At 70.7% G+C, this 23,755-nt stretch carries 14 protein-coding genes and 1 pseudogene; 6 read left to right on the top strand and 9 right to left on the bottom strand.

The annotated features are described in order from the left end of the window. Together ACFHWS_RS13695 and glgB are read left to right on the top strand one after the other, a co-directional pair. Window positions 1-838, top strand: an 838-nt coding sequence (locus tag ACFHWS_RS13695; protein WP_416555207.1) for a glycosyltransferase family 4 protein, incomplete at its 5' end; no start/stop codon positions are given. Next, window positions 835-2,781 carry a 1,4-alpha-glucan branching protein GlgB gene (gene glgB / locus ACFHWS_RS13690; protein ID WP_416555205.1) on the top strand — a complete coding sequence of 649 codons (1,947 nt, stop codon included), beginning with the start codon at window positions 835-837 and terminating at the stop codon, window positions 2,779-2,781. The genes ACFHWS_RS13695 and glgB, both read left to right, overlap by 4 nt. Before the next feature lie 58 nt (window positions 2,782-2,839). Here glgB and ACFHWS_RS13685 read toward each other — a convergent pair whose 3' ends face one another. The 5 genes from ACFHWS_RS13685 to ACFHWS_RS13665 form a co-directional block, all read right to left on the bottom strand. After that, the gene (locus ACFHWS_RS13685) at window positions 2,840-4,123 is read right to left on the bottom strand and encodes a citrate synthase (protein WP_416555203.1); all 1,284 of its coding nucleotides are present in this window, start codon (window positions 4,121-4,123) and stop codon (window positions 2,840-2,842) included. 163 nt (window positions 4,124-4,286) lie between these two features. Beyond that, window positions 4,287-6,449, bottom strand: a complete 2,163-nt coding sequence (locus ACFHWS_RS13680) for a sulfatase-like hydrolase/transferase (protein ID WP_416555201.1) — start codon at window positions 6,447-6,449, stop codon at window positions 4,287-4,289. Continuing rightward, window positions 6,442-7,884: a methyltransferase gene (locus ACFHWS_RS13675; protein WP_416555199.1), complete on the bottom strand. Its 1,443-nt coding sequence runs from the start codon at window positions 7,882-7,884 to the stop codon at window positions 6,442-6,444. Before ACFHWS_RS13675 ends, ACFHWS_RS13680 begins: the two co-directional genes overlap by 8 nt. A gap of 14 nt (window positions 7,885-7,898) precedes the next feature. After that, complete coding sequence (locus ACFHWS_RS13670) at window positions 7,899-8,057, bottom strand: hypothetical protein (RefSeq protein WP_158632100.1); 159 nt, start codon at window positions 8,055-8,057, stop codon at window positions 7,899-7,901. A gap of 358 nt (window positions 8,058-8,415) precedes the next feature. Then, window positions 8,416-10,725, bottom strand: a complete 2,310-nt coding sequence (locus tag ACFHWS_RS13665) for a HelD family protein (protein WP_416568303.1) — start codon at window positions 10,723-10,725, stop codon at window positions 8,416-8,418. Between the two features lie 405 nt (window positions 10,726-11,130). Between ACFHWS_RS13665 and ACFHWS_RS13660 the strand changes: the two are divergent. After that, window positions 11,131-11,529: pseudogene (locus ACFHWS_RS13660) on the top strand (OsmC family protein); the annotation flags it as partial. A 110-nt stretch (window positions 11,530-11,639) separates the two neighbouring features. Here the strand turns inward: ACFHWS_RS13660 and ACFHWS_RS13655 are convergent. The 4 genes from ACFHWS_RS13655 to ACFHWS_RS13640 all read right to left on the bottom strand — a co-directional run bounded on the left by ACFHWS_RS13655 (window position 11,640) and on the right by ACFHWS_RS13640 (window position 18,577). Continuing rightward, window positions 11,640-14,060, bottom strand: a complete 2,421-nt coding sequence (locus ACFHWS_RS13655) for a putative bifunctional diguanylate cyclase/phosphodiesterase (RefSeq protein WP_416568300.1) — start codon at window positions 14,058-14,060, stop codon at window positions 11,640-11,642. Between the two features lie 412 nt (window positions 14,061-14,472). Beyond that, on the bottom strand, window positions 14,473-15,510 hold the full coding sequence (locus ACFHWS_RS13650) for a cobalamin B12-binding domain-containing protein (protein WP_416568299.1): 1,038 nt from the start codon (window positions 15,508-15,510) through the stop codon (window positions 14,473-14,475). Then, entirely contained in the window at window positions 15,510-17,297 is a 1,788-nt protein-coding gene (locus tag ACFHWS_RS13645) for a PP2C family protein-serine/threonine phosphatase (protein ID WP_416568298.1), read from the bottom strand. Before ACFHWS_RS13645 ends, ACFHWS_RS13650 begins: the two co-directional genes overlap by 1 nt. Before the next feature lie 185 nt (window positions 17,298-17,482). Continuing rightward, entirely contained in the window at window positions 17,483-18,577 is a 1,095-nt protein-coding gene (locus ACFHWS_RS13640; protein WP_416555220.1) for a glycosyltransferase family 4 protein, read from the bottom strand. Window positions 18,578-18,975: 398 nt separating this feature from the next. Between ACFHWS_RS13640 and ACFHWS_RS13635 the strand changes: the two genes are divergently transcribed. From ACFHWS_RS13635 to ACFHWS_RS13625, 3 genes are read left to right on the top strand one after another with little or no spacing between them, the layout of a single operon-like run. After that, window positions 18,976-21,711 carry a LuxR C-terminal-related transcriptional regulator gene (locus tag ACFHWS_RS13635; RefSeq protein WP_416568297.1) on the top strand — a complete coding sequence of 912 codons (2,736 nt, stop codon included), beginning with the start codon at window positions 18,976-18,978 and terminating at the stop codon, window positions 21,709-21,711. Window positions 21,712-21,753: 42 nt separating this feature from the next. Next, window positions 21,754-22,434: a BON domain-containing protein gene (locus ACFHWS_RS13630; RefSeq protein WP_282230629.1), complete on the top strand. Its 681-nt coding sequence runs from the start codon at window positions 21,754-21,756 to the stop codon at window positions 22,432-22,434. A 29-nt stretch (window positions 22,435-22,463) separates the two neighbouring features. Then, window positions 22,464-23,747, top strand: coding sequence for a mechanosensitive ion channel family protein (locus tag ACFHWS_RS13625; protein WP_416555189.1), 1,284 nt, complete (start codon window positions 22,464-22,466; stop codon window positions 23,745-23,747). Window positions 23,748-23,755: the final 8 nt, after the last annotated feature.

Below are 23,755 nucleotides of genomic sequence, written 5' to 3'. Positions count from 1 at the left end.
CATCGAACACTGGCTCGGCCACGAGTCGTGCCGGGTGATCACCTGCTCCGGCTACATGCGCGACGAGGTGCTGAGCCTGTTCGGGGTGCGCCCGGACCGGGTCGACGTGGTGGCCAACGGGGTGGACGCCCGCCGCTGGCAGGTGCCGACGGACGCGGTCACCGCCGCCCGGGCACGGTTCGCCAGCGACGGGCCGCTGGTGTCGTTCGTCGGCCGGCTGGTCTACGAGAAGGGCGTCCAGCACCTGATCGCCGCGCTGCCCCGGCTACGCCGCCAGCACCCGAACGTCCGGCTGGTGATCGCTGGCGACGGTCCGTACCGCGCCGAGCTGGAGGCCGACATCGACCGGCTCGGGCTACGCGACGCGGTCACGCTGCCCGGCTTCCTCGGCGGCACCGACCTGCCGGCATTGATGGCGGCGTCGGACTGCTTCGCGGTGCCCAGCGTCTACGAGCCGTTCGGCATGGTGGCGTTGGAGGCGGCGGCGGCCGGCGCGCCGGTGGCCGTGTCGGCCACCGGCGGACTCGCCGAGATCGTCGAACCCGGCGTGACCGGAATGACCTTCCGACCCAAGGATCCGGACGGACTGGCCGACGCGGTCGGTACCCTGCTGGCCGACACGACGCTGGCCCGGCGGGTGGCCCGGCAGGCCCGCCGGATGGTCCACGACCAGTACGGCTGGGCGGCGATCGCGCACCGCACCGCAGCGACCTACTCCGCCGCGATCGTCCAGTCCTCGGCGTTCGCCACCGAACGGGCGTCCGCCCGAATGGCGCACGGGAAGGCCACTATCGTCATCCCGGACGGGAACCTCCTCGCCGGCGCGGGGAGCAGATGACCGCTATCCGGGAGGCTGCCCTGACCGAGACGATCGGCGACATCGACCTGCACCTGTTCGCCGAAGGACGCCACGAACAACTGTGGCGGATGCTCGGTGCCCACCCGCTGCCCGGCGGTTGCCGGTTCGCGGTGTGGGCACCGAACGCCCGCCGGGTCCGGGTGATCGGCGACGGCCCCGGCTGGGGCCCGTACGAAGGCCAGGAGTTGGACCGGCTCGGATCCGGTGGTGTGTGGGCCGGCTTCGTGCCGGGCGTCGTCGCCGGGCAGCGGTACAAGTACCGTGTCCAGGGGGCCGACGGCTCCTGGGCGGACCGGGCCGACCCGATGGCGCAGGCCACCGAGGTGCCGCCCCGGACGGCCTCGGTGGTGTACCAGTCCGGGTATGTCTGGCAGGACGCGGACTGGTTGCGCAACCGGCGCGGTGACCAGCACGCCCGGCCGATGTCCGTCTACGAGGTGCACCTCGGCTCGTGGCGACCCGGGCTCAGCTACCGGGAGCTGGCCGACCAACTGGTCTCCTACGTGTCGGATCTGGGCTTCACCCACGTGGAGTTCATGCCGGTGATGGAGCATCCGTTCGGCGGCTCCTGGGGGTACCAGGTGACCGGCTACTACGCGCCGACCGCCCGGTTCGGCACTCCGGACGACTTCCGGCATCTGGTCGACCGACTACACGGCGCCAAGATCGGGGTGCTGCTGGACTGGGTCCCGGCGCACTTCCCCCGCGACGCCTGGGCCCTGGCCCGGTTCGACGGCACCGCGCTGTACGAACACCCGGATCCGCGCCGTGGCGAGCACCCCGACTGGGGCAGCCTGATCTTCGACTACGGCCGACGGGAGGTACGCAACTTCCTCGTCGCCAACGCCCTGTACTGGCTGGAGGAGTTCCACATCGACGGGCTACGGGTCGACGCGGTCGCCTCGATGCTCTACCTGGACTACTCGCGAGGGCCCGGTCAGTGGCTGCCCAACGACTCCGGCGGCAACGCCCACACCGAGGCGATCGAGTTGCTCAAGGAACTCAACGCGACCGCATACCGGCTCAATCCGGGCGTCGTGATGATCGCTGAGGAGTCCACCTCCTGGCCGGGGGTCACCAAACCCACCGACTGGGGCGGGCTCGGCTTCGGGCTCAAGTGGAACATGGGCTGGATGCACGACACGCTGAGCTACCTGGCCCGCGACCCGGTGCACCGCAGCCACCACCACGACGAGATGACCTGGCCGACGGCGTACGCGCACACTGAGCAGTTCCTGCTGCCGATCAGCCACGACGAGGTGGTGCACGGCAAGGGCTCGCTGACCGCCAAGCTGCCCGGCGACCGGTGGCAGCGGCTGGCCGGACTGCGCGGGCTGCTGGCCTACATGTGGGCGTTCCCCGGCAAGCAGCTGCTGTTCATGGGCAGTGAACTCGCCGACGAGCAGGAATGGAGCGAACAGCGCGGGCTCGACTGGTCGCTGGCCGCCGACCCGGCGGTCGGCGGGGTACGCAACCTGCTCCGGGACCTGAACGCGGTCTACCGGCAGTGCCCGGCGTTGTGGGAGCTGGACGTGACACCGGACGGGTTCGGGTGGATCGACCACACCGACCGGGCGGCCAACGTCGTCTCGTTCCTCCGGCACGCCCGCGACGGTAGCGTCCTGGCCTGCGTGGTCAACTTTTCCGGGGCGCCCCGGCACGGATACCGGATCGGACTGCCGCAGCCCGGCCGCTGGCAGGAGACGATCAACACCGACGCCGAGTGGTACGGCGGGTCGAACGTCGGTAACCTCGGGGCCGTCACGGCGGACGGTGCGCCACTGCACGGTCAGCCGGCGTCCGCCGTCGTGCAGGTCGGGCCCTTCGCCGCGGTCTGGCTGCGCCCGGACCCGGTGAGGCGGACCGGCCACGCTGGTGGCCGACCGGAGCCCGACCACCCGTCCGACCCGCGCACCGACTGACCCGTCAGCCCACTTCGGCGGGGTCGCCTGCGGCCGCAGGCGACCCCGCCGATGTGGTTCAGCGCTGGTCGACCGGGACGAACTGACGCTCCTGCGGACCGACGTAGAGCTGCCGGGGCCGGCCGATCTTGTTGGTCGGGTCGGCGATCATCTCCCGCCACTGCGCGATCCAACCGGGCAGTCGGCCCAGGGCGAACAGCACGGTGAACATTTTCGGCGGGAAGCCCATCGCCTTGTAGATCAGCCCGGTGTAGAAGTCCACGTTCGGGTAGAGCTTGCGGGAGACGAAGAAGTCGTCGGCGAGCGCGATCTCCTCCAGCTGCATTGCGATGTCCAGCAACGGGTCGGGCTTGTCCAGCCGGCCCAACACGTCCTGCGCCGCCTGCTTGACGATGGCCGCCCGCGGGTCGTAGTTCTTGTAGACCCGATGGCCGAAGCCCATCAGCTTGACCCCGGCCTCCTTGTTCTTCACCCGCCGGACGAAGTTCTGGACGTCGCCGCCGGAAGCGTGAATCTCCTGCAGCATCTCCAGCACCGCCTGGTTGGCACCGCCGTGCAGCGGCCCGAACAACGCGTTGACCCCGGCCGAGACCGAGGCGAACAGGTTGGCGTTGCTGGAGCCGACCAGCCGCACCGTCGACGTGGAGCAGTTCTGCTCGTGATCGGCGTGCAGCACGAACAGCATGTCCAGCACCTGCGCGACGACCGGGTCGGCCTGGTACTCGGTGGCCGGCACACCGAACGTCATCCGCAGGAAGTTCTCCACGTAGCCGAGCGCGTTGTCCGGGTAGAGCAGCGGCTGGCCGATCGACTTCTTGTACGCGTACGAGGCGATGGTCGGCACCTTGGCCATCAGCCGCACGGTGGAGATTTCGACGTGGTCGGTGTCGAACGGATCCAGGCTGTCCTGGTAGAAGGTCGACAGCGCGCTCACTGCGGAGGAGAGCACCGCCATCGGGTGCGCGTCCCGGGGAAAGCCGTCGAAGAACCGGCGCATCTCCTCGTGCAGCAGCGTGTGCAGCCGAATCCGCTCACTGAAAGCAGCCAATTCGTCACTGGTCGGCAGTTCGCCGTAGATGAGCAGGTAGCTGACCTCAAGGAAGGACGCCTTGCCGGCCAGTTGGTCGATGGGGTAGCCCCGATAGCGCAGGATCCCGGCATCGCCGTCGATGTAGGTGATCGCCGACGCGCAGGAGGCGGTGTTGACGTAGCCCGGGTCGAACGTGACGTGACCGGTCTCCTTCAGCAGCGCCCCGACCTCGATCCCGGGCGGACCTTCGATAGCCGGCTGCACCGGCATCGACAGTTGGCCACCGGGATGGTCCAGCTTCACATCCGTCATATGGTCCCTCACTTCGCCGGCAGATCTTCGTCGAGTGCCTCATTTCTTACCGTAATCCTGCGGTGGTGCGCTGCCGCAGCGAGCAGGTGAGGGTGAGGGATGCGTCACCCGATCCGGTGGCCGGTCGCCAACCAAACACCCCAGAAACGGATGAAAGCACTAGTCAGTCGGTACGCCGCCGCAGCTCGGTACCGTCACCGACCACCTCGAAGATTTCCACCCGGTTGTCACCGGGGCGCCACAACGACTCGTCGGTGATCAGTGCGGCGAATCGCCGCCCCTCGGCGTCCGGGGCCATCGCTGGCACCACGGTGGCGATCCGCCCGTTCACCGCCACCGCGAGCGGAGCACCGGTCGTCACCCGGTCGGGCAGTTCGCCGTACGCCAGCGCGGGCAGGTTACCGCTTGCCGGGTCGACGTCGGTGTAGCTGTCGGCGTTGCTGATGGTGGCGCGATCACCGTCGTCAGTGACCGGCAGCTCGGCGACCGCGCGACCGACCAGCTCCGGCACCAGCGGCGCGGGTAACGGCGGACCGGCCTGGCCGGTGGTCAGGGCGGTGAACGTCGCCGGGCCCGGCACCGTCACCGGCTGACCCGGAACGTCCCGGAACTGCTTGTCCGCCCGTTCCCGGGGTGGGCAGCTGCCACATCGGCCGTCGACCTCGAACGGCAGGTCAATGCCCGCGTGCGCCGCGATGGTCGGCAGCAGGTCGACATGCTCCCAGTTACGGTCGTCGACCCGACCGGCCTGCTGGCCCGGCTCCTTGACGAAGGTCGGCACCCACAGCACCTCGGCCGGCGCGGCCCGCACCGCACCCATGCCCCGCCCCTGCTCCCCGAGGGTGAAGCTCACCCCGTGGTCGGCGGTGACGACGAGCAGCGCGTCGTCGTAGCGGCCGCTGGACCGCAGCGCCGCCAGGGTCTGTCCGATCAGTCCGTCGGTGTAGCCGAGCTGGGCCAGGTGCCGCTGGCGGGCCAGCTCCACCCAGCCGGCACCTTCGTTAGGAAAGTCCTCGGGAGCCTCGTAGCGGACACCGGACGGCAGGTAGCTCCACGGCGCGTGCGGCATCAGCAGGTGGAGAAAATGCAGCGTTGGCCCCTCGTCCGGGGTTGCCAGCCCGTCGATGAACGTGGTGAACCGGGCTGGCTGGTTGTCGTCGAGTGCGTCGAAGCGGAACCTGGGGTCGGTCGGGGCGTCGCCACCGGCGAGGCCGGCGTCACGACGGGTCGGCTCGCGGAAACCCGCCGCCGGGTCGTCGTGACTTTCCACCGGCGACAGGATCTGGCCGAGCAGGGCGGCCGTTTCCTGGAACAGCACCGGCAGGGCCGCCGTGGCGGACTCCGTCTCGCAGCGACTCGGCGTGCAGAGCTCGGTGATGCTCTCCTGCGCCCGGATCTGGTAGGTGCCGCCGAGCGCGCTGAACAGGTTGTCCGGGTGCTGGGAGTAGTGGGGTGCCACCTCGCGTTCGGGATACCGGCCGGACAGCATCGCCGGCAACGCGTACGGGGTCCAGCCGCTGACCGCGGTGGCGTTGCGGTACCAGGTCGAGCCGGCGGCCAGCTCGGCGAAGTTGGGGTAGCGTTCGGCGTCGATCTGCCCGTCCGGGCCGAGCAGCGACAACAGCGGCAGCTCGTCGAGGATCAGCACCACCACCGGTGGATGCTCGCCGTCGCCGGTAGCCGTGCCGGGCCCGGCGCTGGTCCGCTCGCTGCCGAGCACCACCGCCGAGGCCGGCGAGGTGAACACGAACAGCATCACGAAGACCGCCGGTCCGACGGCGGCCAGCCGCAACAGCTGCCCCAGCCCACCCCAGCGCCGGTAGGCCCACGTGGCAGCGGCACCGGCCAGCAGCGCGGCGGCCAGCAGCGACACACCTCGGATCGGCAGCAGATGCTTGCCGACCTGTACCGCCAGGGCGACCAGCAGCAGCCCGACCGTCACCAGGTGGGCGGTTCGGCGGGCCGGCGGACCGGCCAGTCCGATCAATGCGCCGGGCAGCCAGCAGACCAGGGGCGGTACGACCACGTAGAACGCCACCAGCAGCAGGATCTCGGCCGTCCCGGCACCGTGGAAGAGGAAGAAGTCCGGGCTGCGCCCGACGACGTCCAGCAACGGCTGCGCAACGACCAGGCCGCACAGTGCAACGATCTCCAGCAGCCGACGCAGCTCCGTCGCCCCGCCGGTACGCCGGGCCGGGTCGGCTGCGGGCGGACCCGGGGCGGCCGACAGCCGATGGGAATCGGCGGACGAAGGACCGTGATCGGCGGACGGCGGACCGGCCGGGGCCGGTACCGCCGCAGCGGTACCGGGTTCCGCGTCAGCCACGCGGGACCCCGGCATACAACGTCCGGGTGCCGGACGGGAGTTCCTCCCGCCGGGTGATCTCGTACCGTTCGGCGAGCAGCCGCTCGAACTCCGCCCGGTGGTAGTCGGGGAAGAGCCCGGCGGGCTTGTTGGCGAGCAGTTGCCGGGCCATCGGATCGTCCGGGTGGACGAACTCGATGATCATCTGGCCGGTGCCGCCGCCGGCCGGGAGCAGGCCGGTCAGCCAGTCCAGAACCCGTGGCAGCGGCACGTTGCGACCGATCGCCAAGTGGTGGATGACCGCCAGAGCCAGCACCGTGTCCGCCTGGGCCCGGGCGGTGAACGACGTACGCTCGTCACCGGCCCAGCCACCGCCGGGCGACGGGTCGGCGAGGTCCATCAGGATCGGCAGGATCCGCCGTTGCCCGTCAGCGCGCAGCCGCCGGTACAGGTGGTCGACGACCGCCGGGTCGCTCTCCACGGCCACCACCTGCTCGGCGTGGGCGGCGGCGATCCGGGAGTACGTGCCGTCGTTGGCACCAAGGTCGAACACTGTCCCCGGGCGGTGTGCGGCGAGTTCGGCGTCGACGAAGGCGGTCTTCGCCGTCCGGTCAGCATCGGAGTACGTACAGGTCTGCTGGTAGTCGACCCAGTGGCTGCCCGGCGGAGCCCAGTCCAGGCGGTCCACCAGCTTGGCGACGGCCCGAACCGTGGCCCGGACGAGTTCGGTGGAGAAGCCGGCGTCGCGGATCTCCGCCCGTACCGATCCGGTACTGGCCGAGGCATGCCGGGACTGCATCGCGTCGTGCAGGTGGATGTGCTTGAAGACACCGGCCCGCCACCGCCGGGCACCGCGGAACAGCCGCCGCATCTGACCCGATTCGATGCCGTCGATGCGCGCCCGCAGCAACGGCTGGAAGTCCAGGCCCAGATGCGCCTGCAGCATCAACGGATAGAGCATGGTCTGGCAGAACTGCCGGTAGCCGGCCCATGGTTCACCGGCAGCGGCCGGCTGGAACGAGCCCACGTCGATGAAGACCGGGTCGACCCCACGCCACTGCAGGTTGTACGCCGAGCCGTCGGTCATGGTGACCCCGTCGGCGAGCGCCGCCTCCAGCACCTCCAGGTGCAGGCGGGCGGCGTCGCGCAGTTGGGCGAAGGACCACTCGTAGGGGTAGGACACGAACGGCACCCGCTCGTGTCGCAGCACCGTCGTCCACCGGTCGGCGACCACAGCGGGCAGGTCCCCCGGCTCGACGGTCTCGGTGGCGACGACCTTACCGGCGGCCATCAGCGGCGCCAGGAAGGCGCTGTCCCGAACCGCCGTCCAGTCGCTCGCGGCCTGGGGTCCCAGGCCGCGGAGCACCGCGCCGTCGGCGTAGAAAATCTGGTTGTCCGGGTCCCGGAACGAGCCGGGCTCGTCACGGGGGGTCGAGGTGGTCGGTTGGGAGATCATCGGTGCCGGGCCGCTCAGTCCTTCTTGGTGGGCTGCTTACGGAACCGGCTGACCAGCCGGCGCCAGTAGAGCTTGGTCGCGACGACCATGCCAGCGGCGCCAGCCACCACCGCTTGGACGATCAGGCTGCCAGATCCGGCATCCAGGTAGGCCAGGTTCTCCACGCCGGCCACCTCCCAACTGTGTCGAGTTCGTGCGGTACGTCCGTCAACTGCGGCCCGGGAGGGCCGACGCCACCGAGGGTTGTCCGGCCCGCCATCTTACGGACAGCTGCCGTACACCACCCTACGCGGCTGGCCCTCTGGACACTGCCAGCCCCACCGGCACCGCCGTATCCCGACGATCGGAAACGGACCCGAGCTTGCACGGTTTTAGCAGCGTTTGTCACCTTTTCCGCCAGCGGTGCACCCGGTTCGTCCACAGCTGGTGGACGAGCCGGGTGCACCGACCGGTCAAATAACGGTTCGGCAACGGCACGAGGGCTCCCCCCGCTGCGCCGCACGGAGCCGGACCGCCACTCCACCCGACCTGCTAGCCGACCCGCCGACCAGCGTCGTCGGAGCCGGCCGAGCCGAGAATCGACGGGAGGTCCCCGGGGTACAGCACCGCCAGCCGCGCGGTGGCCCGGGTCAGCGCCACGTACAGATCGTTCCGGCCCCGTGGCGAGTCCGCGAGGATCGCGGCGGGGTCCACCACCACGACCGAGTCGAACTCCAACCCCTTGACCTGCGCGACCGTCAGCACCACCACCGGCGACTCGAGATCGGGCTGCTCGCCTGACGCGACCCGGTCGACCGCCGACCGTACTGGCGCCACCAACCCGTCGTACCGGTCAACCGGAACGATCACCCCGAGCCGGCCGTCGCCGACCGCGGACAGTTCCGCCCGGATCAGCTCGACCAGCCGGTCGACGAGCTGGTCGGCCCGGGGTACCCGCTCCCACCGAACCGGCACGCCCGACTCACGGACCGCCCGGGGTACCGAGGCGGCGGGATGGATGGCGCCGAGCACCTGACCAGCCACCGCCAGGATCTCGGCCGGAGTGCGGTAGCTCACCGTCAGCTCGGCCAGCCTCCAGCGGTCCGCCACATACGGCCGCAGCAGTTGCGCCCAGGAGGCCGCGCCGGCCAACGCCCCGGTCTGTGCCACATCCCCGACGATCGTCATCGACCGGTTCGGGCAGCGGCGCATCAGCAGGCGCCACGCCATCGCGGACAGTTCCTGGGCCTCGTCGACGACGATGTGACCGAAGGTCCAGGTACGGTCCGCCGCCGCCCGTTCGGCAGCCGTCCGATGGTCACCGGCCACCTGCCGGGTCGCCAGCGCCTCGGCGTCGAGCAGGTCGGTCGCGCCGAGAATCTCCGGCTCCGCCTCGTCCTCCACGTCGATGGACTCCGACCCGCGCAGCACGTCCAAGGCTCCCTCGGCGTACTCGAGCCGCTGGCGACGCTGAGCCTCGGCGAGTGCCTGCTGCGCGCTGTCGTCGACACCGAGCAACTCGGCCGCCTCGTCGAGCAACGGTACGTCCGCCGAGGACCAGCCACCGCCCGGGGCACGGCGCAGCGCATCGCGTTCGGCGGGATCGAGGTCAGGGGCGGCGGCCGTAAGCCGCTCGGGCGAGGCGAAGAGTTCGGTGAGCAGCCGCTGCGGCGTCAGCACCGGCCAGAACCGGTCCAGGACCGACCGCAGCGCCGCATCGGCGCGCAGCTCCCGTCGGATCTCCGCGAGGTCGGCCTCGGCCAGCACCTGTGGGTCACCGGGAGCGTCGTCCCCACCGAGCGGATCGTCCGCGTACGGATCAATGCCGATTTCGTCGGCGATCTGATCGGCCAACGCGTGCACGATCTCAGTGTCGAACAATGGGCGGGCCAGGTTGTGCAGCCGTCCCGACCGGCGGGTACGTTCGCGGGCCTCGGCGCAGATCTGCGCGGTGATCCGCAGCTGGTGGCCGTCCACCTCGACCAGCACCGGCTCGTCCGGCACCTCCTGCCGGTCCCGGATCGCGGCTGCCACCACCTCGGCCATCGCCACCCGGCCCTTGATCTCCGCGACCCGGTCCGGTTCGGTCCGGGTCGCGCGCACCCCGGGATACAGCTCACCGGGGGTGCGCAGCAGCACCCCGGTCTCAGCCAATGACGGCAGCACCTGAGCGATGTACCGCAGGAAGGTCGCGTTCGGCCCGACCACCAGCACGCCGCGGCTGGACAGCTCCCGGCGGTGGGTATAGAGAAGGTAGGCGGCACGGTGCAACGCGACGGCGGTCTTACCGGTGCCCGGGCCGCCCTGGACCACCAGCGCCCCGTCCACCGGTGCCCGGATGATCTCATCCTGTTCAGCCTGGATGGTCTGGACGATGTCCTTCATCCGTCCGGTACGACCGGCGGTGATCGCGGCGAACAGCGCCGCCTCACCGGTCAGCGTGCTCGTCCGATGGTCCCGGGCGAGTTCCAGATCGAGCAGCTCGTCGTCGATCGCGATGACGGTCCGCAGCCGGCTACGGATGTGCCGGCGACGGCGGACGCCGTCCGGCGCCGCAGCGGTCGCCAGGTAGAAGGGACGGGCGGCCGGGGCCCGCCAGTCGATCAGCAGCGGCTCGTAGTCGCCCTGTTCGTCGAAGAGTCCGATCCGGCCGATGTAGCGGTGTCCCTCGTCGGTCAGATCGAGCCGACCGAAGCACAGTCCGTTCTCCACCGCGCTGTACTGCGCTATCCGTTCGGTGTGTAGCGCCACCGTGGCCTCGCGCTCGGAGCGCGCCTGCGGCGTGCCACCGGTCTGCCGCAGCGCGGCCACGAGCCGCTGCTGCGCCATCCCCCGCAGGGCGTCCAGTTGTTCGTGCAGCATGGTGACGTACTGCTGCTCCGCGGCGAGGTCGGCGGCCCGGTCCAGGCCCTCGGGCCGGTCGGTGTCCGTGACGGTCTGGTCCACACCGTTGATGTTGTCACGCCCAGCTGCCTGCACCGCACTTGACAAGTGTGCCCCCTTGCTGTTGACTGTCAGAGTCAGACGCCGCAAAGGCGTCTTCTTTCTTGTGGTGATCCGTCGACGAAAACCTCGGTGACGAGAACATCTCCGTTGACGAAACGTCAACGATAGCCGCTGGTGGTCGCCACCGCCTTCCTCGCTTGCCCGGCCCCGCCTCGCCACCGGTCCGATCTCGGTGTCGCCGACCGACCAGCCAGGTCACCCCGCGTTTCGCCGGGTCGCCCACGGGTACGCAGCCGCCGGGCAGGACGCGGAGGAGGCGTGATGGGTGCTTCGGAACCCTGGGTCCACCAGGCTTCGGCAACCGCCGAAGCGGGTCGGGTCCGTACCGACGACGGTGAGTTCTCCAGCCGGCTCGCCTCCCCGTTGGCTCCGCACGGCGGCGGTCTCACCCCGGAGCAGTTGCTGGCCGCGGCGTTCGCGTCCTGCCTGCACCACGCGGCGGTCGAGGCGGCCTCCGAGATCACCGACGAGTCGCACACCGTCGAGGTGCACGCCGAAACCAGGCTACGACGCGACCCCGACGGCCGGTACCGCGCCGACGTGCGGGCCAGTGTCGCCTCCTGCGGGCTGACCGTCGAGCAGCTCTCCGCGTTGGCCCGTCGGGCCGACCTGCTCTGGCCGTTCTCCGGACAGGACAATGCACGGCACACCGTCGACGTCGTCGCCGCCAGAGCGGACGACGACCGCACCGCGACGGAGCACCGCCATCCGGTCGGTAGCGACGGTGCCCCGGTCCGGATGCCGCCGCGATGACCCGGTCTGGCCCGCTGTCACCCTGATCCGGCCCGACGCAGCCGCGGCATCCGGACGATGTTCGCCCCCGGATGCAAGCTCGGGGCGAACGCGCCGACGACCCCGTCGCGGCCGCGACGCAGCATCGAGACCAACTCGTCAACGTCGGCGGCGGCCGGACCGAACAAACTGCCCTGACCGGCGGCGCAGCCCAGCTCCCACAGCGTTCGTCGCTGCCCGGTGGTGGACACGCCGCTGGCGACCACGGTGTGTGCGAGGTCGCGCCCCAGGCCGACCAGCGACCGCAGCGCCGCCGGCGAGTTCTCCGGCACCGCGAGCAGCCGATGGTCGACCTTCACCAGGTGCACCGGAATGCGTAGCAGCGCGGACAGCGGCGCGTCGGAGGTGCCGAATCCGGCGAACGCGATCCGCACCCCGTCGTCGTGCAGCTGGTGCAGGGCGCTCAGCGCCATGTCCGGGCAGCTGATCCCGGTCGTCTCGGTGAGTTCGACGATCAACTGGTCGGCTGGCACGCGGTGCATGTCCAGCCGGTTTCGCACGTCGGCGGGGAATCCGGGATCCAGCAGGCTCCGCGCGGAAATGCCGATGGACACGGGAAGCACGAAGCCGGCGTCCCGCAGCAGCCGGGTGGCGGCGAGCGTCCGGTCAAACATCCCCCGGGTGAACTCGGCGAGCCAGCCGGAGCGCTCGACCAGCGCAAGCATCCCGGCCGCCGGCTGGTCACCGAGGTCGGTGTTGCCCCATCGCACCACCGCCTCGGCGGCGACCGCCGATCCGCTGCCGAGATCGACGATCGGGTCGAAGCCGACCGCGTAGCGGTGACTGGCTAGCGCCGCGGGAAGCTCACCGCGCAGGGCCAGCCGGTCCGGGTCAGCGGTGTCCCGGCTACGGTCGTACCTGGCCAGCCCGCGGCCGCTCTCCTTGGCCTGGTACATCGCCACGTCCGCCCGCCGCAGCAGCTCCTCGGTGCTGGCGTTGCCGTTCGCCGTGGCCAGTCCGGCACTGGCCCGCAGGCTAATCCGGATCCCGTCGAGGTCCATCGGGTCACGCAGCACCTGCAGGATCCGCGCCGCCTGGTGCTCGGCGCGGGCCGGTGCCGCGTGTCCGGTGAGCACAATGGCGAACTCGTCGCCACCCAGTCGGGCGACGAGGTCACCGGCGGCGGCCCGGTCCAGTCGCCGGGCGACCTCCACCAGAACCTGGTCACCGGCGGAGTGCCCGAGCGTGTCGTTGACCTCTTTGAAGTGATCGAGATCGATCAAAACCAGGGCGGTACGCGGCAGGCTGCGCCGGTCGGCCAACGCTGCGGTGAGGCGTTCCCGCAGGTATCGACGGTTTGCCAGCCCGGTCAGCGGATCGTGGGTGGCGTCGTGCTCGTGCCGGGATGCAAGGTCGATCACCTGCGCGTAGGCGATGGCGTTGCGGATCGCGGTGGTCAGCGCCGCACCGAAGGTACGCAACGTGTAACGCTCGCGGTCGGACAGACCCGCGCCGGCGAGGGCGAGCCGCAGCGCACCGGCGGCCTGCTCGGCGTCACCGGTGGCGCCGAGCGGTACCGTCACTAGGTCGCCGTCGACACCGGGCCCTGCCTGATCCACCGGACCGTCGTACCGTAGGCCGTGCTCATCGCCCTGCACCAGGCGTCGCTGCGGGCCGTGCTGGAACTCAATCTCGACGATTCGGGCCGAGAAGAGCCGCGCGGCTCCGGACGACGCGGTGCGCAGTACCGCATCGAGGTCCACGTTGTTGAGGGCGTCGGTGGTCTCGGCCAGCTGCCGCCAGGCCGACCGTTCCTCGGCCAAATGCAGGCGCCGTCGAAAGTTGGAGTGCAGCAGCAGGACCGCCAACGGGGTGGCCACCAGAAGGCGTGCGTCGACTGCCACCACGACCACCGTGGCCAGGGCGAGCAGCAACGTGGCGACCTTCACACCGGCCCGCATCCGAGCACCCCGGCGCACGACCCGCTGCCAGGACGTCCGATCCGCCAGCGCGACCACCGGCACCGGCAACGTCTCGTCGACCGCCGCGTAGGCCAGCGCCGCCACGCAGAGCGACACGACGGTGACGGTCCAGGACCGGGTCAGGTGGCTGGTGCCGCCCAGCACCGGCGCGAGACCGGCCCACGTCGCTGCCGCCGCCGCAGCCAGCGCGCCGATCGATTCCTTGGCCGTGGCAAACGCCACCTTGACCGGCGCCGACCGGGCGACGGAACGCCCGACGGCCACGCCTACGGCCGTGCACACGACGACCCAGTGCACCGGCAGCACCGCGACCGACACCAGCACCGCAGCACTGGTCGGCGAGATGCCCTGCGGGGTTCGGATCCGGATCGGTACGGTGCAGCCGCTCGCCACGGCGACGAGGCTGGTGAGCACCAGGGGGTAGTGGAGGGCGGGGAGGCTGAGCGGTGCGCCGATCCCGGACACCGCCCATGCCATCGCCACCAGGCCACAGCAGACAATGAGCCCGACGAGCGGCGTCAGTCGCCGATTCACCCCGTCGCCACGCACCGTCGTCGTCGCCTCACTTCTCGTCTGGACAGTTTCATCCACATGAGCCTCGCGTTAGCGTCTCATAACTCACCGTCCATCGAACAGGTCCGGGATCACAGCCAATCGTTGTCACGCATGTCGCCACCTCCTCAATCCCTGGGATACACCCGAAGGATAGGGAAGATAAGTTGCGCTTGGTATAGCTAAATGTCTTTTGCGCCAGTACGCGATTATTATTGCGTTAATTACTTTGCGCCCGTTTTTGGGAACAGTCGGTGAACATGCTCGCGACTAGTGCCACACAAGGGACAGATCGATCAACCGCCAGCCATCGAATCCGTCGGCCCCGCCCGTGAAATCACCTTCGATCACAGGAGTCAAGGGCTCGCCGGCCGTCGAGCAGAAACCGACAGGCCCGAGAAGAGTCACTCAATGTGCTTGCAAATGCACTCAGAGTACGTTGCATGCCCGTCATCGGGACGCTGCGGGACCCGAGTACCTCCGTCGTCCAGTCGACGGCCTCGACGAACAACGTGGAGTCGTCCACGTAGACCGCAGCGGAAAGGAAGTCCACCAGGTGACCGAGATCGGCGACCGTCGCGTCCCACTGCCTGGTGGTGTAGCCGGCCGTCGACGGTTCCCGGTGCCGCAGATCATCCAGCGCGACGTCGATAATCTCCGCACGCCGGCTTACCAGCGCGGCGTACTCCTCGCCGCCGAGCCGGCTGGTCGCCCCGACCGTCCGGACCAGGTCACCGTCGGTGTCGGCGAGCAGGTCCGCCGCGGCCCGAGCGTCCGGAGCCCACGCCACCCCCATTGCCCGGGCCCACCGGCCGTCGGGTCCGAAGCCCCGGCCGCCGACCAGGACCGGCACGTCGGCCCGCTGGCAGGCCTGAATGGTGCGATGCGCCTGCGGCAGACGCATCGGCAATGCGCAGGCCAGTGCCACCGCCACCGGGTCGTGCCGGTGCAAATAGGTCATCAGGTGCACGGCCGGCACACTTGCGCCCAGAAAGGTGACCTGCCAGCCACGCAGCCGCAGGACCTCGGCGACCAGTCGGGGAGGCAGCGCGTGCCACTCCCCGTCCAGGCAAGCCACGATCACCCTGCCACGGTGTGGCCGGGGTGCGGCCCGGGTAGTGACCGCAGCGACCATCAACTCACTGATGTGCGTCGCCGCGTGTTCCTGGGCCACCGACCACTCGTTGCGCTGCCACCATCGGCCGACCTGGACCTGGGCCGGCGCGATCAGATCCAGCAGTACCGACTCGGCCGGGACCCCGGCCTCCAGTAACTCGTCAGCCAACGCCAGCGCCGCGACCTCGTCTGCGGCCGCCAGGCAGGCCAGCAGGGCCGGGTACGCGCCACCTACCTCGACCGCTGACGGGGCGACCACTACCGTCGGTTCTCCGGCCCTGGGCCGGGCCCGGCGGGCAGACGCCGGTCCCGCTGCCGCTGGCCGGCCGGCTCAGCACGAATCGCGAGCACGGCGATGTCGTCGTGCTCGCGGCCGGCCAGCCAGTCCCCCGCCAACTGCTCCACCCGTTCGGCGAGTGCCGGCGCCGGCATCTGATGACACCCCTGCAGCGCCTGGGTGAGCCGGTCCAGACCGTACTGCTCGATGCCGTACCGCCCGCCACGGGCCTCGGTGACCCCGTCGCTGTAGAGCAGGCACGTCTCACCGGGCGCGAGGTCGACGGTCAACTGACCGATCCGCGGTTGCGGGACCACGCCGATCAGCATGCCGCTGAGCGGCACCGTCTGCACCGTCGCGTCGCCGCGCAGCAGCAACGGCGGAAGGTGACCACCACCGGCCAGGGTGAGCGTCAGACCACCGTCGCGGCCCGGACGGGCCGACCCGAGCACCATCGTCGCGAACCGGCCCTGCCCCTGGGCCTGAGTCGTCTCCAGGACCGACTCGTTGAGCAGCCGGAGCAGTCGTCTCGGATCGGTCTCGACACTACGCAGCGCCTGCAGCGCCTGGCGTACCTGACCGGTGAACACCGCCGCTTCAACGCCCTTACCGGAGACATCACCGAGAAAGAACAGTACCTCGCGGTCGGGCAGGTCGAATGCGCCGTAGAAGTCGCCGCCGATACGCAGCGACGACGGGGCCGGCCGGTACGCGGTGCCCCACTGCACACCCGGCACCGGTCGGGGCACCGCCGGCAACAGGCTAGCCTGCAGGGTCTCCGCGATTTCCGCCTGGTGGCGGTACAGCACCGCGGCGTCGAGCGCCGAGCCGGCGCGGGCGGCAAACCCCCGCAACAGGTGTAGATCGGCGTCGTCGTACCCGACCGGACCGGGTCGGGCGACCAGCAGCACACCAGTCGGATGCGTGCTGCCTGGCAGAGCGGCGACCCGTACGGCGAAGTCCCGGCCTGGCGGCGGGAACAGCCAACCCAGGTCGACGAGTTGCTCGGCAAGCCAGTCCAGGGACGTCGCCTCGACGCCACGCAACGCCTCGGTGAACGCCGGCGGCAACTCGTCCACCGCGATCGTGCCACCGTCGACCGGTGGCTTCCCACCGGCGCCCGGGTCGCTGGCCCGCCACCAGTGGGCGCGACCACGGCGGGGTGCGACCACCAGCACCGCGAACTGTCCCAACGTCGGCACCGCGAGCCGCACGGCGGCCCGAGCCGCCCGGTCCTCATGCAGTGGGTTGCCGAGTTGCTGGCTGGCGTTGGCCAGGAACATCCAACGGGCCCGCTCGGCGAGCAGGGCGTCGGCGCGCGCGGTGGGCTCGGTCGTATCGTCGACGTACCAGGCAATCCGGTCGTGCGTCAGGGGAACCCGGCGCAACCGCAGCCGATGCCCATGGTGGGTCAGCTCCGCGGCAGCGAAGCTGTTGAAGGTAACGAGGTCCAGCCCGGCGATGCCGCTGGCGGCGGCCACCTGCCCGAGAACCAGTTCCGGCAGCAGCCGTCGGGCGGTGGCGTCCAGCTGCCGGACCACCCCGGCACCGTCGCAGATCAGCAGCCCTTCGCGGAAGTTGTCGACGGTAGTCTGCCCGGCCGGTCCGTTGGGAGCTGCGGTGGGCGGTGTGGTCGGCTCCCCGTGCCGCGGTCGGGGATCAGCCGTGGCACCGAACGGGACAGCTCCGGAAGCCGCCGTCGCCGTCGGCTCGGGTGTGCAGACCCGCCCGTCGCCCGGTTCCCAGTCCGCAACTTCGGCGGTGCTCACCAGCCAGGCCTCACTCCCTTGTCCCAGTCGACGGGCCCGGACAGGCGCACCGGGACCGTTGCTCGTGCTCCACCCTACGCGGCTGGTCACGAACTGCCACCTGGGCGGTCGCGCAGTCGCAGGCAGTGGACCGCCCGCCGTCGGGGTTGGTGCGGGCGGCTACCCAGCCGCCCGCACCCGCCAGATCAGCAGTCGACCGCCAGCGGCAGCAGGTCGTGCTCCAGTCGCTGCGCCGGCTCCGGTTCGCCGTCAGTCGGCACCGCGAGCGACATCGCGTACTTCCACCGGTGGTAGATCCGCTCGTACCGGGACGCCATCAGGTCCGGCGAGAACGACAACCGTACGTGCTCAGCGCACACCTGCGGGTCCAGTTGCCCAACCCGCTCGATGGCCTCCGGCAGCTCGGCCGGGTCGGTGCAGACCATCCCCGTCTCGCCGTGGCGCACCACCTCCGGCACCGCACCGCGGTTCAGGGCGACGACCGGGGTGCCGCAGGCCATCGCCTCCAGCATCACCATCCCGAACGGTTCCTCCCAGCGGATCGGCATGAGCAGACACCGGGCCTCGGCGAGCAGTTGCCAGCACCGCTGCCGGTCGGGGTTGACCAGCAGCTCGACGTCGGGGCCGAGCATCGGCTGGACGACGTCCTCGAGATAGCGTCGCTCGGACGGCTCAGTCGCCTTGCCGGCAAGAACAAGCGGCACACCGGCTGTACGGCAGGCCTCGATCGCCAGGTCCGGGCCTTTGTCCGCCGCGAACCGCCCGAGCCACAACACCGGGCCGTCGGCCGGCACCGGTTTGGGCCGAACGTCGGCGGCCAGCCCGTTGTGCACGGTCGCCGCCCACGGCAGGCCGCTGCCCACTCGGCGCTGCGCGTACGAGATCGCCACCAACGCGACGGCCCGGTCGATACCGCGCAGATACTCGCCCAGCTCGCCGTCCGGCGAGTTGTGCACGGTGACCACCGTCGGTACCCGCCGACGGGCGGCGGCGAGCGGACCGACGGTGGTGTGGTCGTGCACCACGTCGAAGGTGTCGTCCTCGATGAGCCGGTCCACCCGGGCCAGGTGCACGAGTTCCGGCAGTGAGTGACCGAGCCGGTCGGCCTGCAACTCGCGGACGGTACTGACGAAGTTCGCGGCGGTCCCGGTCCGACTGCCGGCTCCGAACAGCGTCACCTCGTTGCCCCGGGCGACCAACGCGTCGACCAGAGCGGCGCAGACCTGTTCGACGCCGCCATAGCCGGGCGGAGGTAGCTCGTAGTAGGGCGGCACGATCATGGCAATCCGCAGCGGCTTGTGCTGCTCGGTGTGCGTGGACGGAACGTCGTTCACGGCGCACCCCCTGCGCTGAGCCGACACTACGGCCGGATGTGCACCGGGTACCCGGTAGGGAGGGACAAAAACTGATATGTCAGCGCGGAGCGGGCCTGCCGGCCGGAGTCCGCCAACGGGGAAAGTCCCCACCGACAAAATCGGACAACCGAGCACCTTTCTCCCCCGGTCCGTGGCCCGATGCCGGTGCCGACCCGGATGAGCCAAGGTCACTCGACCGGGATGGTCCGCTGCGACGATGGCGCGTTAGAACCGGACAGGTTGGGGAACGCCACCCGCGAAACACAGTCAGGGCCGGCGGGGCGCACAGGCAAGCTCCGCCGGCACAGCGACGGGAGTGGCGGATGCGCACAGCCGGGCAGGAAACCGTAGCGGGACAGCATCGCGCGCTCCGGCTGACCGCTCCGACGAACCTCGATTCGGCGCCACTGCTCGGGTCGAAGACCGCCCCGCCGGATCCACCGGCTGGTCTGCTGGATCGGCCACGACTGACCGCCCGGTTGGAGGTCGGTACGCGTGGCCCGTTGACGCTGCTGGTCGCACCGGCCGGGTGGGGCAAGACCGCGCTGCTGGCCGGCTGGTTCGTCGGTCGACGGGCCAGGGGCAGTGCGATCTGGCTGACCCTGGAGTCCACCGACCGCGGCGACCGGTTCTGGTCGTACCTACACGCGGCGCTCGCCGCCGAGACGGCCCGCCGGGACCCGGACCGGCCCGCACCGCCCGCTCCCGGCCGTGCCGATCCCGAACTCTTCCTGCCCCGGTTCGCGTCGGTGATCTCCGCTCAGCCGGAGCCGGTCCTACTGGTGCTGGACGACGCGCACACCGTCACGGATCCCGAGGTGGTCCGGGGAATCGAATTCCTGCTGCGGCACTGCCGTGGGCGACTGCGTCTGGTGGTGGCCGGCCGCACCGAACCTGCGCTCGCGCTGCACCGGTACCGGTTGACCGGTGAGCTGACCGAGATCCGGGCCGCCGAGCTTGCGCTGACCTTGACCGAGAGTGCCCGTCTAGTCGACGCGCAGGGTCTCGGCCCGGCCACCGAGCAGATCCGCGAACTGCACCACCGGGCCGAGGGGTGGCCGGCCGGGGTCCGGTTGGCCAGTCTGGTGTTGCAGGCCGGCGAAGGCCCCACGACGGTACGGGAGTACGTCGGCGCCGATCCCGATCCGGCCGCCGACTACCTGTCCGCCGAGGTGCTCGCCGGGCAGGCCGCGCTGACGCATCAGACGCTGGTCCGTACCTCGGTGCTGGACCGGGTCTGCGGGTCCCTGGCCGACGAACTGACCGGGCGTGACGACGGCGAGGAGCAGCTGGCCGCAGCCGCCCGCGACGCCGCCGGCTTCATCGTCGCCGCAGGCGGCGACCCGACCTGGTACCGCTGTCACCGGATGCTCAGCGACGTGCTGTACGCCGAGTTGAGCAGCCGGTTCCCTGACGAAATCCCGCGGCTGCACGAGCGGGCGTACCGGTGGCATCGCGCTCACGGCCGGCCGCTGGCGGCGGTCCGGCACGGGCTGGCCTGCGGTGACCTGTCCGGTGCCAACCGACTGGTGGACGAGCACTGGCCAGAACTACTGCTCTGCGGTCACGAGGACGCCCGGCACACCCCGTTGCCCACCGGCCTGGACCCCGGCCATTCGGGCCTGGCGTTGGCTGCCGCCGTCGACCGGTTGGAGACCGCTGGCCGGCCGGCGGCCGGACCGCCGCCCGACATCTGCCCACAGGAACCGACCAGCATCGCCGCCCGGATCGTGGTCGCGATCGACGGGAGCCGGTACGACGAGGCGCTGAGCCACGCCGACGAGTTGCTGGCCACCACCGGTCTGGCCGCGACGACCGCAGGTGCACCGGCCGGGGACACGCAGACCCGGGGTGAGCGGGCAGACACGGTGGCGAAGGCGATGCTCGGAACGGTCCGGTTCGGTCGCGGCGACCTGGCAGGCGCCGAGGCGGTGCTGACCGGTCTGGTCACCGCCCCGGCGACCGACGGGTACGGCTGCCCGACCCGGTACGCCGCCGGTCAACTGGCGCTGCTGCATGCCCGGCGGGGTGAGCTGACGGCCGCCTACCACGCCGCCCAGCAGACCCTGGTCACCACGGCCTGCCCGGGACGTCGGTGTGCCGGCCACGCCGCAGCCGCCCATCTTGCGCTCGCCCTGGTCGCCCTGTACCGCGACGAACTGCCGGACGCGACCCGGCAGCTGGATCTGGCCGCAGCGCTGATCGTGCCCGGGACACCGGGAACGGTCACCGGGCTGCTCCCGGTGGTCCAGGCCGCGCTTCGACAGGCGGAGGGGGACTTCGCCGCGGTCACTGGTCTGCTGACGACGGCGCCGATGGACCGGGAGCCGCCCGACGGCCAGCACAGCCGGCTGCGCTGGCTGGCCCTAGCCGAGGCCCGGATGGCCTGTGGTGACCTCGACGGCGCCCGGGAACTGCTGCTGGCCGGGAGCCACGACGAGCGAGCACCGGCGGTGGCGATCGCACTGGCCCGGCTACATCTGCTCACCGACGAACCGGCCGATGCGCTGGCAGTGCTGCCCCAGTGGTCGGCGCCGGACGGCGGATCACCGGCGGACCCGCTGGTGACGCGGCCGGAACGCCAGCCGGTGACCCTGCTGGAACGGTTGACCGCCGGGCTGGTCGCGGCCGTCGCCACCCATCGGATGGGTGACCAACGTCGAGCCCGCGAGCTGCTCGAACAGGTGCTCGACCTGGCCGCGCCGGACAATCACCGGCTGGTGTTCAACCACGCCGGCTCCCCCGCGCGGGATCTGCTGGTCGAGCACCTCGACTCACCGACCCGGCACCGGAACCTTGTCAACGATCTCGTCGACGGTGCCGGTCGGCGACACGCCGATCGGCACCGTCCGGCACCGGCGCTGGCCGAACCGCTCACCGACCGGGAACTGACCGTACTGCGGTACCTGCAGGGGACGCTGTCCAACGGTGAGATCGCCGCCGAGCTGTTCCTGTCGGTGAACACGGTCAAGACCCACGTCCGCAACATCTACCAAAAGCTCGGTGCCCCCCGCCGCCGGGAGGCCGTACGCCGGGCACGTGAACTACGTCTGCTCTGAGTCCACCGGCAGCCCGGCACGACGACATTCGTTGGAGGAAAATTGACCGCCGCGACGGTGCGTACGGACGAGGAGATCCAGCGTGACGTCCTCGAGGAACTCAAATGGGACGCCCGGGTCCAGCCCAACGAGATCGGCGTGACCGTACTGGAGGGCGTGGTGACACTGCTGGGCTGGGTCGACAACTACGGCAAGAAGTGGGCGGCGGAGCGCACCACTCACCGGGTGCGTGGGGTGACCGCGGTCGCGAACGACATCGAGGTACGACTGCCCAGCTCAGCGGAGCGGACCGACGCCGATGTCGCTGGCGCCGCCACCCGGGCGCTGGAGTGGGACGCGTTCGTTCCGATCGAACGGCTCGAGGTTACCGTCGCTCACGGGTGGGTCACGCTCAAGGGCGAGGTCGAATGGGAGTTCCAGCGCCGAGCGGCGGAGCGTGCGGTACGCCGGCTCTCCGGGGTACGCGGGGTGACGAATCTGATCGCCGTCCGTCCCCGGATCAACCCTTCCGCACCGCAACTGCGACGCAGCATCGAGGACGCGCTGGTGCGCAGCGCCGCCACCGACGCCCGGCAGGTCACCGTCGACACCGACGGTGGCCGGGTCATCGTCAAGGGGGTGGTCCGCTCCTGGCTGGAGCGTGAGGAGGCGGAGCGGATTGCCTGGTCGGCGCCGGGAGTCACCGCCGTGGAGAACCGGATCACCGTGGAACCCGGTAGCTGACCGGGGCGGCGGACGGAGGTCACCGGGCCGTGTGGGACGAGCAGTTGGGTCGGGCAGTGGCGACGGTGGTCGTCGCGGTTGGTGGCTCGCTGGCCCTGGCGTGGCTATCCGGCAGAGTGGTCCGGCACGCGGCGCGCGGCCGGGTCGCACCGTTCCTCAACACCCTGCACCGGGAATGTTACCGGCCATGGAGCGCCGCGCTGCTGGTCACCGGATTGCTGCTCGCGGTGCCGTTCAGCGGGATCACCGGCGAGGTCCGTGACGAAGCACTGCACATCCTGCTGCTCGCGCTGATCTACGCCGGCGCCTGGCTGGTAATCCGGATCCTGTTCGTCTTCGAGGACACCGCGTTCCGCCGGCTGCCGGTGGACATGGCGGACAACCGACGGCGGCGACGCGCCCGTACCCAGATCGGTCTGCTCCGCCGGCTCACCGCAGTGATCATCAGTATCGTCGCGCTGGCGGCGACGCTGATGACGTTCTCCCAGCTCCGGGCGTTGGGCGCATCTCTGCTCGCCTCGGCCGGCGTGGCCGGGGTGGTGGCCGGCCTGGCGGCCCAGTCGGTGCTCGGCCACGTGTTCGCCGGGCTGCAGCTCGCCTTCAGCGACGAACTGCGCCTCGACGACGTCGTGGTGGTCGACGAGGAGTGGGGCCGGGTTGAGGAGATCCGGCTCACCTATGTCGTGGTACGGGTCTGGGACCACCGCCGGCTGATCCTGCCGACATCCTACTTCACCACCACCCCGTTTCAGAACTGGACCCGCAACGAGGCGCAGGTGCTGGGCAGCGTGATCCTGCACCTGGACTTCACCGCCGACATCGACGTGCTGCGGGCGGAGGCGCACCGCATCGTTGACGCCTCCGCTCTGTGGGACCGACGGGAGTGGGTGATGCAGGTGGTTGACGCGACCGAGACGACCATCTGCATACGGCTGCTCGCCTCGGCCGCCGACGCGCCCAGCTCGTGGGACCTGCGGTGCGAGCTACGCGAGGGCCTCTTCACGTTCCTCCGCCGGCACCATCCCGACTGGCTGCCCAGGGCCCGCAGTGAGCTGGCTACTCCGGTCGAAGAGGAGGAAGTACTGCCGCCGGCCCGGCACGCAGCCACCGGCCCGTCGACCGGCCGGGCGGGCACGACCCGATTGGGACGACCCGGTGCCGGCCGGCCGGACCCGGGAAGCAGCCGTGGCACCGGACCGCGCGGCCGGGCGGCCCGCGCCGCCGGCACCCAACAATTTGGCAGTGCTGCGGCGAACCGCCGACAACGGACGATCGACTCGGCGGCGGCTGATGCACTGCGCCCCGGTGACTGAACGCACGG

Source organism: Micromonospora sp. LOL_013 (genome assembly GCF_048060315.1).
GTDB lineage: Bacteria > Actinomycetota > Actinomycetes > Mycobacteriales > Micromonosporaceae > Micromonospora_E.
Note: the sequence above shows the minus strand (reverse complement) of the source record. Positions and strands in the feature narration are given on the sequence as shown.

Coding starts and splice junctions, on each gene's coding strand:
- ACFHWS_RS13665 (WP_416568303.1), bottom strand. CDS start 10,725: ATGCTGCACGAACAACTGGACGCCCTGCGGGGGATGGCGCAGCAGCGG.
- ACFHWS_RS13675 (WP_416555199.1), bottom strand. CDS start 7,884: ATGATCTCCCAACCGACCACCTCGACCCCCCGTGACGAGCCCGGCTCG.
- glgB (WP_416555205.1), top strand. CDS start 835: ATGACCGCTATCCGGGAGGCTGCCCTGACCGAGACGATCGGCGACATC.
- ACFHWS_RS13655 (WP_416568300.1), bottom strand. CDS start 14,060: ATGGCATGGGCGGTGTCCGGGATCGGCGCACCGCTCAGCCTCCCCGCC.
- ACFHWS_RS13685 (WP_416555203.1), bottom strand. CDS start 4,123: ATGACGGATGTGAAGCTGGACCATCCCGGTGGCCAACTGTCGATGCCG.
- ACFHWS_RS13635 (WP_416568297.1), top strand. CDS start 18,976: ATGCGCACAGCCGGGCAGGAAACCGTAGCGGGACAGCATCGCGCGCTC.
- ACFHWS_RS13640 (WP_416555220.1), bottom strand. CDS start 18,577: ATGATCGTGCCGCCCTACTACGAGCTACCTCCGCCCGGCTATGGCGGC.